Source organism: Kitasatospora sp. NPDC059827, from assembly GCF_042731675.1.
In the GTDB taxonomy this organism is placed as follows: Bacteria; Actinomycetota; Actinomycetes; order Streptomycetales; family Streptomycetaceae; genus Kitasatospora.
In genome coordinates this window covers 26135-41162 of record NZ_JBHWIV010000036.1, presented here as the reverse complement: position 1 = coordinate 41162, position 15028 = coordinate 26135, and the positions used below count along the sequence as shown (strand labels likewise).

15 protein-coding genes are annotated in these 15028 nt (G+C 72.7%); 11 read left to right on the top strand and 4 right to left on the bottom strand.

Annotation, left to right across the window (positions count from 1 at the left end):
• The first annotated feature begins 80 nt into the window (after window positions 1-80).
• Together ACFV8H_RS22750 and ACFV8H_RS22745 are read left to right on the top strand one after the other, a co-directional pair.
• On the top strand, window positions 81-1676 hold the full coding sequence (locus ACFV8H_RS22750; protein ID WP_380402827.1) for a cellulose binding domain-containing protein: 1596 nt from the start codon (window positions 81-83) through the stop codon (window positions 1674-1676).
• A 176-nt stretch (window positions 1677-1852) separates the two neighbouring features.
• A complete protein-coding gene (locus ACFV8H_RS22745; RefSeq protein WP_380402824.1) occupies window positions 1853-3256 on the top strand; it encodes a glycosyltransferase 87 family protein in 1404 nt (467 codons plus the stop codon).
• A gap of 53 nt (window positions 3257-3309) precedes the next feature.
• Here the strand turns inward: ACFV8H_RS22745 and ACFV8H_RS22740 are convergent, their stop codons facing one another.
• Window positions 3310-3726, bottom strand: a complete 417-nt coding sequence (locus ACFV8H_RS22740) for an SsgA family sporulation/cell division regulator (RefSeq protein ID WP_188307044.1) — start codon at window positions 3724-3726, stop codon at window positions 3310-3312.
• A gap of 422 nt (window positions 3727-4148) precedes the next feature.
• Between ACFV8H_RS22740 and ACFV8H_RS22735 the strand changes: the two genes are divergently transcribed.
• Window positions 4149-5702, top strand: coding sequence for an RDD family protein (locus ACFV8H_RS22735; protein WP_380402821.1), 1554 nt, complete (start codon window positions 4149-4151; stop codon window positions 5700-5702).
• Window positions 5703-5822: 120 nt separating this feature from the next.
• Window positions 5823-6545, top strand: a complete 723-nt coding sequence (locus ACFV8H_RS22730; protein WP_380402818.1) for an RDD family protein — start codon at window positions 5823-5825, stop codon at window positions 6543-6545.
• Between the two features lie 39 nt (window positions 6546-6584).
• Here ACFV8H_RS22730 and ACFV8H_RS22725 read toward each other — a convergent pair whose 3' ends face one another.
• Window positions 6585-6833, bottom strand: a complete 249-nt coding sequence (locus tag ACFV8H_RS22725) for a hypothetical protein (protein ID WP_380402815.1) — start codon at window positions 6831-6833, stop codon at window positions 6585-6587.
• Window positions 6834-7036: 203 nt separating this feature from the next.
• On the opposite strand from ACFV8H_RS22725, the gene ACFV8H_RS22720 reads away from it, so the two are divergent.
• The 5 genes from ACFV8H_RS22720 to mycP (ACFV8H_RS22700) all read left to right on the top strand — a co-directional run bounded on the left by ACFV8H_RS22720 (window position 7037) and on the right by mycP (ACFV8H_RS22700) (window position 12390).
• Entirely contained in the window at window positions 7037-7735 is a 699-nt protein-coding gene (locus ACFV8H_RS22720; RefSeq protein ID WP_380402812.1) for an endonuclease V, read from the top strand.
• A gap of 96 nt (window positions 7736-7831) precedes the next feature.
• Window positions 7832-8272 (top strand): hypothetical protein, encoded by a 441-nt coding sequence (locus tag ACFV8H_RS22715; protein WP_380402809.1) that lies wholly within the window; start codon window positions 7832-7834, stop codon window positions 8270-8272.
• 29 nt (window positions 8273-8301) lie between these two features.
• Window positions 8302-9720 (top strand): WXG100 family type VII secretion target, encoded by a 1419-nt coding sequence (locus ACFV8H_RS22710; protein ID WP_380402807.1) that lies wholly within the window; start codon window positions 8302-8304, stop codon window positions 9718-9720.
• An 86-nt stretch (window positions 9721-9806) separates the two neighbouring features.
• Complete coding sequence (mycP, locus tag ACFV8H_RS22705; RefSeq protein ID WP_380402804.1) at window positions 9807-11075, top strand: type VII secretion-associated serine protease mycosin; 1269 nt, start codon at window positions 9807-9809, stop codon at window positions 11073-11075.
• A gap of 88 nt (window positions 11076-11163) precedes the next feature.
• Complete coding sequence (mycP, locus tag ACFV8H_RS22700; RefSeq protein ID WP_380402801.1) at window positions 11164-12390, top strand: type VII secretion-associated serine protease mycosin; 1227 nt, start codon at window positions 11164-11166, stop codon at window positions 12388-12390.
• On the opposite strand, the gene ACFV8H_RS22695 is transcribed toward mycP (ACFV8H_RS22700), so the two are convergent.
• Together ACFV8H_RS22695 and ACFV8H_RS22690 are read right to left on the bottom strand one after the other, a co-directional pair.
• Window positions 12384-12947, bottom strand: coding sequence for a GNAT family N-acetyltransferase (locus tag ACFV8H_RS22695; RefSeq protein WP_380402798.1), 564 nt, complete (start codon window positions 12945-12947; stop codon window positions 12384-12386). The genes mycP (ACFV8H_RS22700) and ACFV8H_RS22695 overlap by 7 nt on opposite strands.
• Window positions 12948-13001: 54 nt before the next feature.
• Window positions 13002-13685, bottom strand: coding sequence for an NAD(P)-dependent oxidoreductase (locus ACFV8H_RS22690; RefSeq protein ID WP_380402795.1), 684 nt, complete (start codon window positions 13683-13685; stop codon window positions 13002-13004).
• A 155-nt stretch (window positions 13686-13840) separates the two neighbouring features.
• On the opposite strand from ACFV8H_RS22690, the gene ACFV8H_RS22685 reads away from it, so the two are divergent.
• Both ACFV8H_RS22685 and ACFV8H_RS22680 read left to right on the top strand, forming a co-directional pair.
• Window positions 13841-14224: a winged helix-turn-helix transcriptional regulator gene (locus tag ACFV8H_RS22685; protein ID WP_380402792.1), complete on the top strand. Its 384-nt coding sequence runs from the start codon at window positions 13841-13843 to the stop codon at window positions 14222-14224.
• 150 nt (window positions 14225-14374) lie between these two features.
• Window positions 14375-15019 (top strand): DinB family protein, encoded by a 645-nt coding sequence (locus ACFV8H_RS22680; protein WP_380402789.1) that lies wholly within the window; start codon window positions 14375-14377, stop codon window positions 15017-15019.
• Window positions 15020-15028: the final 9 nt, after the last annotated feature.

Genomic DNA, 15028 nt, shown 5'->3' with positions numbered 1-15028 from the left:
TGCGCGGCCCGTCCGGACGGCGGCCGACCGCAGGCACCCGCGAACGGTGCCGACCGCAGGCTCCCGCGGAGGTAACGCGCATGACCACCCGACCCACCCGCCGTTCCGGCCGCCGCAGGCGCAGCCGCAAGGGGACGATCATCGGGGCCTCGGCGGTCGCCGTCGCCCTGGTCGCGGGCGGGACGGTGGTGCTCGCCTCCTCGGCCAGCGCCGCCCCGCTCGGCGCCGTCTACAGCCGCACCAGCAGCTGGGACGCCGGCTACACCGGCCAGTACCTCGTCACCAACCCGGCCGCCGATCCGATCGAGGACTGGACGCTCAGCTTCGACCTGCCGGCCGGCGCGAAGATCGACTCGCTCTGGAACGCCACCTTCACCGTCGCCGGGCAGCACGTCACCGTCAGGCCGGAGGCCTGGAGCAAGCGGTTGGACCCGGGGAAGGGCGTGGTGGTCGGCTTCGTCGCCCAGGGCGCCGGCGCGGCGCAGGCCGAGCCCGGGAACTGCCTGATCAACAACGCCTCCTGCACGGCCGGCGAGGGCCCCGCGCCCACCCCCTCCGGACGCCCGACCACCACCCCCACGGTGGCGCCCACCGGCTCGACCTCGCCCACCGCGACCGCGACGGCCGGTCCGACCGCCACTGCCACGGCCACCGCCACCGGGAAGCCGACCCCGACCCCGACCGCCACCGGGAAGCCGACCGCCACCCCGACCGCCACCCCCACGGCGACCGGTGTGCCCGTCCCCCCGGCCGGCGCCGGGGGCGGCTTCGCCCCGTACGTCGACACCTCGCTCTACCCGCCCTACGACCTGGTCGCCACCGCCAAGGCCACCGGGGTGAAGCGGTTCACCCTCGCCTTCGTGGTCTCCGGCGGCGGCTGCGTACCCAAGTGGGGCGGGGTCAGCGACCTGTCCGCCGACGCGGTGGCCGCCCAGATCGGCGCCCTGCGCGCGATCGGCGGCGACGTCCGGGTCTCCTTCGGCGGCGCCAACGGCAGCGAGCTGGCCCTGGCCTGCGGCTCCACCGCCGACCTGGCCGCCGCGTACCGCACGGTGATCGACGCGTACGGCGTGACCCGGCTCGACTTCGACGTCGAGGGCGGCGCGATCGCCGACACCGCCGCCAACACCCGGCGGGCCCAGGCCGTCGCCCAGCTCCAGCGCGAGGCCGCCGCGAAGGGCAGGCCGCTCGACGTCTCCTTCACCCTGCCCGCGCTGCCCTCCGGCCTGACCCAGGACGGCGTCGACCTGGTCGCCGGTGCCAAGGTCGCCGGTGTTGCGATCGGTGCCGTCAACATCATGGCCATGGACTTCGGCGACGGCGTCGCCCCCAACCCGCAGGGGCGGATGGGCACGTACGCGATCGCCGCGGCCACCGCCACCCAGGCCCAGGTCAAGAGCGTGCTGGGGCTGGACGACGCGGCCGCCTGGCGCAAGGTCGCGGTCACCCCGATGATCGGCGTCAACGACGTCGCCAGCGAGGTCTTCACGGTGGCCGACGCCGAGCAGCTGGCCGACTTCGCGGCCGGCAAGCACCTCGCCTGGCTGGCCATGTGGTCCGGGACCCGGGACAAGGCCTGCGCCGGCGGCGCCAGGGCCACCGCGGACGCCAGTTGCAGCAGCATCGTCCAGCAGCCGCTGGACTTCACCCGGGCCTTCGGCCGCTACACCGGCTGAGGCCCCCGCGCCGGGGTCCGGCCCCTCGGACCGCCCCGGCCGCCCGTGCTCAGCCCGCAGCCGAGCACGGTCGGTCGGGGCACTGTCGTCACTGCGAGTAGTCGATCGCGCCCAGGACGGGACGGGTCGCATCCGGTATCGTCGCTGGTTGGCCGAGCGGTGGACGGAGTGGACAGGTGACAGCGGTACAAGACGAGCGCAGCCCGGTGCGGACCGTATCCGCCCCGTCGCCCGCTCCCCTGTCCGACCGGCTGCGCGTCGCGCTCGGTGCCCCCGTGCGCGCACTGCGTGAGGCCCCCCGCCGCCCGATGCTGATCGCCTCGTCCGTGGCACTGCTGTCGCTGGTCGTGTACGCAGTGGTCCGCCACTTCGTCCACACCTCGATGGTCGACATGATCGTCTACCGGGCCGAGGGCGCCGCCGTCGCCAACGGCACCGACCTCTACGCGCTGCGCGTCACCGAGTGGAACCTCCCCGCGACCTACCCCCCGTTCGCGGCCATGCTGTTCGTCCCGACCACCTGGCTGCCGATCCCCATCCTCCGCGTGGTGATCACTCTCGGCAACCTCGGGCTGCTCGCGCTGATGGCCCACCTGTCCTTCAAGCTGGTCGGCTGGCCGCGCCGCGAACTCCGGCCGATCGGTGTGGTCCTGATCACCGGCCTCGGCGTCTGGCTCGAACCCGTCTTCACCACGCTCCGGTACGGCCAGATCAACCTCGCGCTCGGCTGCCTGATCCTCTGGGACCTCACCCGGTCCGACGCCCACCGCAGCAAGGGCATCGCGATCGGCATCGCCGCCGGCATCAAGCTCACCCCCGGCCTGTTCGCCGTCTACCTGCTGGTCACCGGCCGGGTCCGGGCCGCCTTCACCGCCGGCCTCACCTTCCTCGGCACCTTCCTGATCGGCGCGCTCTTCCTCCCCGACGCCACCTGGGGCTTCTGGACCAAGTACCTCTACGACTCCTCCCGGGTCGGCAAGACCGAGATCGTCGACAACCAGTCGCTGCGCGGCGCCTTCGCCCGCCTGCTGCACAGCGCCGACCCCGGCTTCCTCGCCACCCTCGGGGCGGGCCTGGTCGCGGTGGCCGGCCTCGCCGTCGCCGCCTGGGCCGTCCGCGGCGGCCGCTGGCTGCCCCGGGCCGAGGCCTGGGGCTTCTGCGTCACCGCCGTCACGGCCGTGCTGATCTCGCCGATCAGCTGGACCCACCACTGGGTCTGGTGCGTGCCGGTCCTCGTACTGCTCGCCGCCGAGGCCTCCGTCGAGCGCGCCCGCCCGGCCGGCGTCCGCCGACTGCGCTGGCGGGCCGCGTTCTGGGCCACCCTGCTGGCCTTCCTGTCCTTCGCGATGTGGGCCGCCAAGCCGGTCGGCGCGGCCGTGCTCCACATGTCACCGCTGAACCAGCTGCCGACCTCGATCTACCCGTGGGTCGGCCTCTGCTTCCTGCTCGCCGCCGCCATCCGGATAAGGGCACGCCGGCGCTCCGCCGGTGCCCCGCCGGTCCGGCTGCCCGGACAGCGCGACGGCGACGGCGGCCCGGACGCCGCCCGCGGTCGTCAGCAGGCCCCCGCGGCCCGCTGAGCCGGCGGGGGCTCTCCGTACGCTCCGTAGGCTGCGGCGCACGACCCGCACGCCTACGCGAGCAGCTCGGCGAGCGAGCCGTCCATGTCGAGGGCGGCCAGCTCGCTGCCCGGCGGCACCAGCCGGTGCGCCCGCTCCAGCCAGGCCGCGACGACCGGCAGCGGCGCCTCCAGCAGCGCGTCCCCGGCCGGGGAGCTCAGCGCCATGCACAGCACGCTGCGCCGGCCCGAACGGGTCGGCCAGATCCGCACGTCGCCCTGGCCGCACGGGCGGAAGGTGCCCTCGACCAGCAGCTCGCGGGCGAACACCCAGGTCACCGGGGAGCCGGTGTCCAGGTGGAAGGTGATGTACACGGCGTACGGGTCGTGGCTGCCGTAGGTCAGCCGGGCCGGGACGGGGACGCTGTGCTCCGGGGAGAGCACCAGGTTCAGCTCCAGCTCGTGCTCCACGACGCTGACGGGGCGGTCCATGATCGTCTTCCTCTCTGCCTTCGGTTCGTGCCCGCATCCGGGCCCTGTGACCTTTGAGAGGGCGGTCCGCGCCGGTTCTTACACACGTTTCCGGGATTTCTCCGGGAAGTTTCGGGCGGCGGGGGTGTGGCGGTCCCGCTGTGCGTCGGCCCCTACCCCGGGCGGGCCTCCGCTGTCCGGGGAATCGTCAACTTTCCGTGGGGGCTCCGGTGAGGTACTACCCTTTGTAACTGTCCGGCGACTGTCCGCCTTCGGTGGTGCCCCCACGCGCCCCGAGCGCCCCGTACGCCCCGGGGTGTGTGCGGGCGCGGCGTTGCCCTGTGCTCGGACCGACCCGGTTCCGACCACGTTTCGATCTTTGGATCTGCCGAGGCCCGCCCCTCAACGGCCCTCGTCAAGGCCCGACAGGAGAGAAGACCCCCATGACGGACCGCTCCTTCGCCGCCGACGGCGACCCGGCCGTCGCACCCGAGCCCGGCTACTACGCCGACCCGTCCATCCCCGGGTTCGTCCGCTACTGGGGCGGCTCGGCCTGGGTGCCGGGCACCAGCCGGCCCGCCCCCGTCGAGGGCGAGGTGCTGCAGCCGCCCCGGTACGCCACCCGGCGGCCCGCCCCCGACGTCGCGGCGGCGCGGGTGGTGCCGCCACCGGTGGTGCCGGTGCCGCTGGCGCGGTCGGAGTCGCCGGTGCCGCTGGTCGTGCCGGTGCCTGTGCCGGTGCCTGTTTCTGTGCCGGTGTCCGTGCCTGGTTCTGCGCCGGTGCCGGCGCCGGTGCCGGTGGTCCCCGTGCTGGACGGGCGGGAGGCTCCGGGGGCGGGGGACACCGGGCCGGTGTACCTGGACCAGACCACGGGCGGGGCGTCCTTCGTGGTCGGGCCGCGGGTCGCCGAGGTGATCGGCGGGCCGGTGTTCCGGATTGTCGAGCCCGCGCTGGAGGAGGCCCCCGGGGTGGGCGGGGCCGCCGAGGCAGGTGCCGGTGTCGACGCCGGAGCCTCGGGGTGGCAGGCCGATCCGCGGGCGCAGCGGGGCCTGATGGAGACCGGTGGGGCGCCGCGCTGGGTGTCCTGGGGGGTGCTTCCGGGGGCGCTCGAAGAGGAAGAGGGGCGTGCGGAGGGGGAGCGCGCTGCGGTTGCCGTGGAGGTGGCGGCGGCCGTCGCGCCCGCCATGACGGGCGCGGTCCGCGAGGTGGCGGCGCCGACCGCCGAGGCGGCGGTCGAATCGGCGGCCCAGGTGGTGGCCGAGCCGGTGGCCGAGGTGGCGTCCGGGCCCGGAGCGGCGACCGGGCCCGGGTCGGCGACCGGGCCGGCGCCGGTCCGTACGGTGGAGTCTGCGGTGCCGGTGCCGGTGCCGGTGCCGGTGCGGGTGCCGGAGCGGGGGGCTGCCGCCCCGGTGTCGGGCTCGGCCGTGGTCGCCGCGTTGCCGGTGGTGCGGCCGGCCCGGGAGTCCGCCGTCCGCCGCCGGCCGGCATCCCCGGCGCCCCTGGTGCCCGCCGGGCTGGGGCGGCGGCTGGCGGCCCGGGCGGTGGACACCGCGGTGCTGCTGGTGGTCGCCGTCGCGGCCGGGATCCCGCTCGGCAGCTCGGTCTCCGACCACCTCCAGCAGAAGGTCGACCAGGCCAGGATGGCCAGCTCCCTCGCCCGCCGCCACGTGCAGGTCTGGCTGGTCGACGACGTGGTGCTGGCCAAGGTCGCCGCCCTGCTCGGCATCCTGGTGTTCGTCAGCCTCGTCTACGAGGTGCTGCCGATCGCCCGGACCGGCCAGACCTTCGGCAAACGGCTGGTCCGGATCCGGGTCGTGGACGCCGGTGCCCCCGGCGGACGGACCGCCCGACTGAGCCTCGGCCGCTCGCTGCTGCGGTGGGTCGTCCGGCAGCTCGGCACGGTGCTGCTGCTCGGCCTGGTCTGGCCGGTGTTCGACCGCCCGGCCCGGCGCGGCTGGCAGGACCGGGCGGCCCGGACCAGGGTGGTCCGCAGCTGAGTCGGCCGGTGCGGTCCCGGGTTCCCGGGTGGCGTTCGCCCGGTCGCCGATCGAGCTGCGCGACAGCAAAACGGACAAAATGTCCCAAAAGCTGAGAATCCTCGATGTTCTACTCGGGGGATGAGCACCCACGACCCCTCAGGCTCCCAGCCGGAGGGGGGCGGTCCGCCCTCCTTCGACAAGCAGCCCCCCATCCCGGGCGGCGGCACGCCGGACGGCGAACCGCCACACCCCGCCCCGTCCGGCGCCCCCGGGGAGGGCCCCGGCGCCTACCAGGGCAGCTACGGCGGACCGACCCCCGGTCAGAGCCCCTACGGCCAAACGCCCTACGGCGGGCAGCCCTACGACCAGCCCCCGCCCGGCCACGGCCCCGACTCCGCCCCGTACGGCACCGCCAGCGGCGGACCCGTCCCCGGCATGCCGCCGATCGGCACCTGGCCCAAGCGGATCGTCGCCCGCCTCATCGACTACGTCCTGATGCAGGCCATCGGCGTCCTCGTCATCGGCCCCTTCGTCGACCTCAGCACCCGCGAGGGCACCACCGAGGCCTTCTGGCTCGGCTGCGCCGTCTACCTCGTCTACGAGGCGCTGATGCTCAGCCGGGACGGCCAGACCCTCGGCAAGAAGGCCATGAAGATCCGCGTCGCCATGCTGATCGACGGCAACTCGCCGACCCAGTCCGCCGCGTGGACCCGGGCCGCCGTCTACATCCTCCCGGCCGTGCTCTGCTGCGCCGCCGTGTGGTGGGTCATCGACGGCCTCTTCGGCGTCTTCGACAAGCCCTACCGGCAGTGCCTCCACGACAAGGCCGCGAAGACCGTCGTGGTCACCACCGAGATCTGACCGCGACAGCGCTGATCCGTCGATCCGCTGATCGGCGGATCAGCGCTGCCGGGCGTACTCGCGACCGGCAGCGGCCGCGGAGGCCCCGGAGCGGTCGGCGACCGCCGCCGAGCGGGCGGACACCGCCACCGAGAGCACCGTCACCACGGTGCCGAGCGCCAGCGCGAACCCCACCAGCACCGCGACCTCCAGGACGCCCGAGGCGCCCGAAACGGCCAGCAGCGCCACTGTGGTGGCGACGACGGTGAACGAGCCGAGGCAGAACTGGGCAGCGGACGGACGTGGCATGGCGGGGGGTCCTTCGCACGTCGGGGGAAACGGGCGGGAATGATGCCGGTGCCAGAAGTCCTACCCGGCAAGGGAGTTCGGCACGACCAGGCTAGCCCGCGAGGTCGGGGGCACAGGGGGCGCACGGGCTCACCCCGGGGTCGTCCGCACCCCTCGGTACGGTGGAACCCGTCCGACACCACGCAGACCCGGGGGAACCGACCGTGCCCATCCCCACCGACTGGCCCACCACCGAGGCCCAGGCGCTCGCCGAACAGGAACGACTGCGGCCGCTCGTCCGCGCCCAGGACGACGACACCCCCGGCCGGCTCATCGCCGGAGTCGACGTCGCCTACGACGACGACCACGACCTCGTCGTCGCCGCCGCCGTCCTCCTCGACCGGGACACCCTGGACGTCGTCGAGGAAGCCACCGCCGTCGGCCGGATCGCCTTCCCCTACGTCCCCGGACTGCTCGCCTTCCGCGAACTCCCCGCCGTCCTCGACGCACTGGCCGCCCTCACCCGCACCCCCGACACCGTCGTCTGCGACGGCTACGGCCTCGCCCACCCCCGCCGCCTCGGCCTCGCCAGCCACCTCGGCGTCCTCACCGGACTGCGCACCCTCGGCGTCGCCAAGACCCCTTTCACCTTCGACCACCACGACCCCGAGGCCGCACGCGGCTCCTGGACCCCGCTCACCGACCCCGTCACCGGCGAGGAGGTCGGCCGCGCGGTGCGCACCCAGCCCGGCGTCAAACCCGTCTACGTCTCCGTCGGCCACCGCATCGGCCTCGACACCGCCGTCCGCACCACCCTCGACCTCGCCCGCCGCTACCGCCAACCCGAGACCACCCGGCACGCCGACTCCCTCTGCCGCCGCGCCCTCGCCGAAGCCCTGCAGACCAGGACGCCCTCGAACTGACCGTGCACCGGGCGGGGTTCCGACCCGGTGTGTTAGACATGGGACACCGGGGCCCGGGCCCCGAAGGCCAGGAACGGACGCACGGGGGGCGCCGCAATGGGAACAGGGACCGGCTCGACCGGCGGGGCCAACCAGGGCTACCGGGTCGAGATCGAGCAACTGCGCACGTTCGCCGGGCAGGTACGGCTGCTGCTGAAGGAATTCGAGAAGGACGCCAACGGCAGCACCACCCACGGACGCAGCGGCATCGGCAAGACCGCCTTCGGCACCTTCGCGGAGGCGACGGAGATCCACGGCCGCTACAGCACCATGCGGGACGCCCTGCGGGACGTGCTGAACCAGCTCCAGCAGGCGATCGATCAGGCCCAGAAGAAGGCAGAACTCACCGCGACCAACTACGAGGAGCAGGACCAGCACGTGAGCACGAAGCTCAAGCTGGCCGGCGACGGTTGGTCCGTGTCCGATCCTTCATCGACCAGCCAGGTCGCGTACCAGGCCAACCAGGTCCCGTCCCAGCGCGGCAACGCCACCATCTGACCGATCGCTCGACCGGAGGTGAACCACCCGTGACCTACACCGATTTCACCAAGTACAGCCATGCCGATCTCCGCACGATGGCACAGGCACTCGACCCCGGCGCGGTGATGGCCGCCGGCGACCCCTGGCGCAAGGCGGCGACCACGCTCAAGGAGATCCGCAAGACCCTCACCAACGTGAGCACCGAGGCGGCCACCACCTGGGAGGGCACCACCAGCGACTCCTTCCACACCTCGATGCTGACCCTCGCCACCAACATCAACGAGGCCGCCGCGTACGCCAACGACGCGGCCAACACGCTGCACAACATGTCCGAGGCGATGGCGACGGCCAAGCGCACCATGCCCGAGGAACCGGGCAGCTGGGATCAGTTCAAGGACAAGGTCGGGGACTTCTTCAGCAGCGAGGACGACCACATCCAGCTCACGGACCAGAAGAAGGCCGAAGCGGCAGCCGTCATGCAGACCCTCGCGATGCACTACCGCATCGCGACACCTGCCTTGAAGGCTCCGCCGTTGCCAGATTCCAAGCGGCGGGTGACGGTCGACGATCCTGACTCGGGGGCGCAGAACGACCAGAGTGGGGCGGCAGCCATGGCGGCTGCAGTCGTCTCGGGAACGTCCTTCGGAGCCGGGGGAACGGTGACGCGGTCGGCAACTGCCACTGCACCACAGCGGCCTAGGTCTGCTGCTCCATCGATGGTTTCCAGCTCTGCATCACGGAACGCGGCCGTCCCGACTGACTCTGGGATCAAGGGGGGTACGGCGCAAGCCTCGCCGAGGCCGTCGAACGCCGAGAGTCGCGGTCCCGGTGCGGGTATCTCGGGTGCTCCGGTCTCCTCTCCGAGTGGGAGTGCGCCGAGCCCTGTCACCTCGGGGACCCAGACGTCCGGCCTGAACACGACGATACCCACAGGTCCGGGGAACGGACCGATCGTTGGCGGTGGTGGGCAGGCAACCGCAAGCCCTACAAGGCCGACCACGCCGAGTTCTCCGATTGCCTTCGGTGTCGGCGGCAAGGAATTCCCTGGCGGCGCGACGCCGGTGGAGGGCACGAGCCCACGCTGGGGGCGAGCCGTCGGTACCGGCGGCGGGGATGCAGCCTACCCGGGGGCCGGAGCCGGGGGCCGGGGGGTGTCCGGCGCCAAACAGATCGGTGGATCTCTGGCCCGACCTGGTGGGGCTGTCCGTGAGACAGTGCCTCCGGGATCTGGGACGGGAGGCAAGCAGGCCTTCACAGAGGGCGGGTCCGGGCTGGGGGCTCGGAGCCGGCTAGGCGTCGAACCTGGGTCTCGTGGCCCAGGCGTCATGTCTCCCGGGATGCCGATGAGTGAGGCACAGCACCGGAAGAAGGACCGAGGTAAGGACGGCAAGCGGCCGGACTACCTCGTTGAAGACGAGGAGACCTGGGCGTCGGATAAGCGGGCCAATCCGAACGTGGTGGAATGAGACCGGTCCGCAATCGGACGAGTGATCTGATCGCATCCCGCAGGTCGGTGATCTGCGGGATGCCTCGTTGAGTGGGGTGACCGGATTTGGCGAGCCGCTGGTTGGCGCGCGGTGCAGTGACTCTCGCCGCTGGGGCACTGTTGTCGGGTGTCGCGGTGCCGACGGCATCTGCTGACCAGATCAGGGACCAGCAGTGGGCTCTGAAGACCTTCGAGGCAGAGGCGAAGGTCTGGGCGGTGAGCGAAGGCGACGGGGTTGTCGTCGCGGTGATCGACACTGGGGTGAACCAAGATCACCAGGATCTCGCCGGGCAGGTGCTTCCTGGGGCGGACTTCTCCGGAGGGAACACGGACGGTCGTGTGGACAGCGACGGGCACGGCACCGGGATGGCGAGCCTGATTGCAGGTCATGGTCACGGGGCCCAGGCCGGGGTCATGGGGTTGGCCCCGAAGGCGAAGATCTTGCCGGTGAAAGTGGGGACGGCCGGCGATGGCCCCATTGCTCAGCCGACCCTCGACTCTCAACAGCACGATCTGGCAGATGCAATTCGATTTGCGGCGGACCATGGTGCGAAGGTCGTCAATGTCTCCCTTGCGGGTGACTCCCGCTTCGACTCAAATCTGCGGAACGCTGTCAACTATGCCGTCTCGAAAGACGTTGTGCTGATCGCTGGCACGGGCAACACCGGGGCGCAGAACGATGTCCAGTATCCGGCTGCTTTCCCAGGGGTGGTGGCCGTAGGGGCGGTGGATTCCAGCGGGGGTGTGTGGGAGAAGTCCACAGCCGGCCCAGAGACCACGCTCGTCGCGCCCGGTGTGAAGATCTACCGTGCCACGGCGAAGTCCTCGACGAGTTACGGGGAGGCGAGCGGCACTTCGGACTCCACCGCCTACGTATCCGCCACCGCCGCGCTCATCCGCTCCAAGTACCCCACCCTGTCCGCGGGGCAGGTGATCAACCGGTTGATCAAATCTGCCACCCCGCCTGCCAACGGCACGGTGGTGCCCAACAACCACTACGGCTACGGCCTCCTTGCCCCCGGGAAGGCGCTGGAGCCGAACCCCGCGGTGGACAACGGGCCCAAGGAGAACCCCTTGGTGAAGCGGCCGGAGTCGAAGGGCGCACCGCCGAGCGATGACGACACCGACGCGACCGACCAGCCCTCGGCCGTTCCCGGAGCCACGTCCGGCGGTGGGGGTGGTGATGGCACTGGGCTGGTGATCGCCGCTGGCGCTGCCGGCGTGGTGGTGGTCGGGGTGTCGGTGGCTGCGGTGCTGGCGGGGAGGCGCCGGAGGCGGAGGATGGCTGAGGGGCCGTTTCCGCCCCAGCCGCCCTACGGTGGCGCCGGTCAGTGAGTGCTGAGCCCGCGAACGGACGGGTGATCTGATCGCATCCCGCAGGTCGGTGATCTGCGGGATGCCTCGTTGAGTGGGGTGACCGGGGTTGACGAGCCGCTCGCTGGCACGTGGTACGGCGGTCCTTGCGGCCGGGGCGTTGGTCTGGGCCGTCGCTGCGCCAGCGGCTCTGGCCGATGAGGTCAGGGACAAGCAATGGGCTCTCAGGACCTTCGAGGCCGAGACGAAGGTCTGGCCGGTGAGTCAGGGCGAGGGCGTCGTCGTTGCGGTGATCGACAGCGGGGTGAACTCGGAGCACCAGGACCTGACTGGGCAGGTGCTTCCCGGGGCTGATTTCTCCGGCGCCAAGTCGGACGGGCGTACTGACACGGACGGTCACGGTACCGGGATGGCGAGTCTCATCGCGGGGCACGGGCACGGTACCCAGGCCGGAGTGATGGGGCTGGCTCCCAAGGCGAAGATCCTGCCGGTGAAGGTGAGAACGAGCGACGGCGGTCCTGTGCCGGAGCAGAACGATCTGGCGGCGGCGATTCGTTTCGCGGTGGACCACGGTGCGACGGTCATCAATATGTCCGTCGGGGGACCGTTCCACTTCGACTCTCAGGCCCGGAAAGCGGTGGAGTACGCGGTGTCGAAGGACGCCGTACTGGTCGGGGGAGCCGGCAACAGCGTCGCGGACCTGAGCGTCAACTATCCGGCCGCCTTTCCCGGAGTGGTGGCCGTCGGGGCGGCGGACGCCAAGGGGGTGGTGTGGGGCAGTTCCAAGCCCGGTCCCGAACTCACGCTCCTCGCACCCGGTGTGGAGATCTACCGTGCTTCGGCGAAATCCCTGACGAGCTATGCGATTGGGAACGGTACGTCCGACTCCACTGCCTACGTCTCCGCTACCGCGGCTCTCATTCGGTCCAAGTACCCGAACCTGTCCGCCGGGCAGGTGATCAACAGGATGATCAAGTCGGCCACTCCCCCGCCGGATGGGACAGTCGTGCCCAATGTCCACTACGGCTACGGGGTCGTCGCCCCGGGGAGGGCGCTGGAGCCGAATCCGGCAGTGGACGACGGGCCGAAGGAGAACCCGCTCGTGAACCGGCCCGAGTCGTTGGGCGCGCCACCGAGCGATGACGAGAGCGACGCGACGGGCCAACCCTCGGCCGTACCCGAGGCCACGTCAGGTGGCAGCAGCGGCAGCGGGCTGGTGGTAGGCGCCGGTGCGGTCGGTGTGGTGGTGGCGGTGGCGGTGGTGGCCGCGGTGGTGCTGCGGCGGCGGGGGCGGCGGGGGGTTGAGGGGGCGCCGTACGGTGGGGGCGGTCAGTGAGTGTTGAGCCAGTCGTCGCGTAGGGCGGCCATGTGGAGGACGTCCCAGTAGCGGTCGTCCCAGTGGTGGGCCTGGCGGGCGCGGCCTTCGAGGACGAAGCCGGCCTTGGTGTAGGCGCGGGCGGCGCGTTCGTTGTACTCGAAGACGTCGAGGTGGACGCGGTGGAGGCCGACGGTGGCGAAAACGTGGCGGAGGACCAGGACGGTGGTCTCGGTGCCGATGCCGCGGCCGAGGCTGTCGGGGGTGAGGGCGATCCGGTAGTCGGCGGAGTTGTTGTCCGGGTCGACGTTGGTGAGGGCGGTGTCGCCGAGGAAGCGGCCGGTGGTCGGGTCCTCGACGGCGAGGTCGAGCCGGTCGGGGTGGTCGGCGCGGGTGGCGCACCACTGGGCGATCTGGTCGCGGGTGAAGGCGGTGCGGGTGCCGGTGAGGCGGTTGGTCTCCTGGTCGGTGCAGTGCGCCCACAGCGGGTCGGTGTGCCGGGCCGCCAGGGGGACGAGGCGGATGGTGGGGCCGTGCAGGGTGGGTTTCACCGCGAGGGCTGAGAGGTCCGTGGCCATGGTGCCCAGGATGCCCGGTGGGGCCGGTTCGTGCCGGGATTTTCGGTGCGGGGCCTATGCGGCGACGGCGATCTGCTGCCGGTGGTGGGTGGGGGTGGTGAGTTCGTCGACGATGGCGAGGGCGAGGTCGGCCTGGGCGATCCGGGGGCCGAGGACGTGGGGGCCGCCGATCCGGTAGCGGCCGGTGCCGGGGGCGGTGCGGTCGAGGTCCATGGGCGGGGTGACGACGACCCAGTCGAGGGTGGCGGGGGAGTCGTGGAGCAGGTCGAGGGCGGCGGAGTGGCCGAGGGAGAAGGTGCGGTAGGCGTCGGGGAAGGCGGGGTCGTCGTGGACGGCGACGCCGGGGGCGGTCTGCAGGGTGGTGGCGATGCCGATGCTCAGCAGTCGCGGGACGCCGGCGCGGCCGAGGCCGTCGACGAGGGCGCTGGTGGCTGCGCGGTAGAACTCGGTGGACGGGGTGTCGGGGGTGTAGACGGAGCTGACGGCGGCGGGGTGTCCGGGGGCGGTGGCGGCGACGGCGGCCGGGTCGGTGACGTCGCAGCGCACCAGGGTGACGCCCCCGCCGGCGAGGTCGGCGAGGTCGGCGAGGTCGGCGTGGCGCTCGGGGTCGCGGACGGCGGCGGTGACGGTGAGGCCGCGGCGGCGGGCCTCGGTGATCACGGCGCGGCCGACCTGCCCGCCCGCGCCGTAGACGATGACGTCCGCGCGGTGCTGCTGCCGGGGCGTGGTGGTGGTCATGGGGGCCTCCGTCGGGTCGGTTCGGTCGGTGGCGGGCGGGGTGGCCCGTCGATGCCGTGACGGTAGACCGGGGGGTGCCGGTTACTTCAACGGAACCGGCTCCGACGGCCGGTGCCGGCCTGCCGCGGAGCCGGTCCGGCCGGTACGGTCGGGGCATGACGCAGACCGGGCCGGCGCCGTTGCCGGCGGACTTCTTCCCGGCCGACTGCCCGGTGCAGTCGGTGCCGGTGCTGGGCAGCCGCAAGTGGGCCTGGCGGATCATCCGTTGCCTGGAGGGCGGGCCGCGCCGGTTCTCGGAGCTGCGGGTGCCGTTGGCGGGCATCACGGCGAAGGTGCTGGCGGAGTCGCTGCGTTCGATGGAGCAGGACGGCGCGGTGGTCCGGACCGAGTACGCGGAGAATCCGCCGCGGGTCGAGTACGCGCTGACGCCGTTGGGGCGGACGCTGCTGGGGCCGATGGACGCGGTGTGCGAGTGGAGCCGGGAGAACCTGGGCAGCCTGCTGGCGGCCCGGCTGGAGTACGAGCGGGCCGGGGACTGATCGCGCCGGGGCTGATCGTGCCGTGCGCCGCTCGGACGAGCGTTGCTCGGACGGGCGCCGATCGGACGGGTGCGGGCCTGGCAGCATTTCGGCGGTCGCTGGCGGCCTTGGCGCTGGTGGGGCGCGGTGCGGGGCGGCCATGCTGGGCCCATGAGCACTCCTGACCAGCACCTCGCGAACCCCGTCGACGCCAGCACCTCCGCCCCGGGCACCTCCGCCCCGGGCTCCCCTGCCCCGGGCGCCCCCGCCCCCAGCGCCCCGGACGCGATCGTCCCCGACGCCAAGGACTGGACCTGGGTGCTCGAACGCGCCTGCCCCGACTGCGGGTTGGACACTCCGGCGGTGGCCCCGACGGAGGTCGCCGCGATGGTCCGGGCGAACGCCGAGGCCTGGCTGGCGGTGCTGGCGGGGGACGAGGACGGGCTGCGCCGTCGGCCGGCTCCGGAGGTGTGGTCGGACCTGGAGTACGCCTGCCACGTCCGGGACGTCTTCCGGCTGTTCCTGGTCCGGCTGGACCTGATGCTCGACCAGGAAGGCCCGCTCTTCCCGAACTGGGACCAGGACGAGACCGCGGTCGCCGAGCGCTACCGGGAGCAGCGGCCGCAGGTGGTGGCCGGGGAGCTGGCGGAGGCCGCGGCGGCGTTGGCGGCGGCGTTCGGGGCGGTGTCGGGGGAGCAGTGGGGGCGGACCGGGAGCCGCAGCGACGGGGCGCGCTTCACCGTCGGGTCCTTCGCCCGCTACCTGATCCACGACCCGGTGCACCACCTGTTCGACGTGACGGGCGAGCGGGTCTGACCCCGGTCG

Coding starts and splice junctions, on each gene's coding strand:
- ACFV8H_RS22685 (WP_380402792.1), top strand. CDS start 13,841: ATGACGCAGACCGGGCCGGCGCCGTTGCCGGCGGACTTCTTCCCGGCC.
- ACFV8H_RS22740 (WP_188307044.1), bottom strand. CDS start 3,726: ATGGACCGCCCCGTCAGCGTCGTGGAGCACGAGCTGGAGCTGAACCTG.
- ACFV8H_RS22725 (WP_380402815.1), bottom strand. CDS start 6,833: ATGCCACGTCCGTCCGCTGCCCAGTTCTGCCTCGGCTCGTTCACCGTC.
- ACFV8H_RS22680 (WP_380402789.1), top strand. CDS start 14,375: ATGAGCACTCCTGACCAGCACCTCGCGAACCCCGTCGACGCCAGCACC.
- ACFV8H_RS22750 (WP_380402827.1), top strand. CDS start 81: ATGACCACCCGACCCACCCGCCGTTCCGGCCGCCGCAGGCGCAGCCGC.
- ACFV8H_RS22730 (WP_380402818.1), top strand. CDS start 5,823: ATGAGCACCCACGACCCCTCAGGCTCCCAGCCGGAGGGGGGCGGTCCG.
- ACFV8H_RS22735 (WP_380402821.1), top strand. CDS start 4,149: ATGACGGACCGCTCCTTCGCCGCCGACGGCGACCCGGCCGTCGCACCC.
- ACFV8H_RS22690 (WP_380402795.1), bottom strand. CDS start 13,685: ATGACCACCACCACGCCCCGGCAGCAGCACCGCGCGGACGTCATCGTC.
- ACFV8H_RS22715 (WP_380402809.1), top strand. CDS start 7,832: ATGGGAACAGGGACCGGCTCGACCGGCGGGGCCAACCAGGGCTACCGG.
- ACFV8H_RS22695 (WP_380402798.1), bottom strand. CDS start 12,947: ATGGCCACGGACCTCTCAGCCCTCGCGGTGAAACCCACCCTGCACGGC.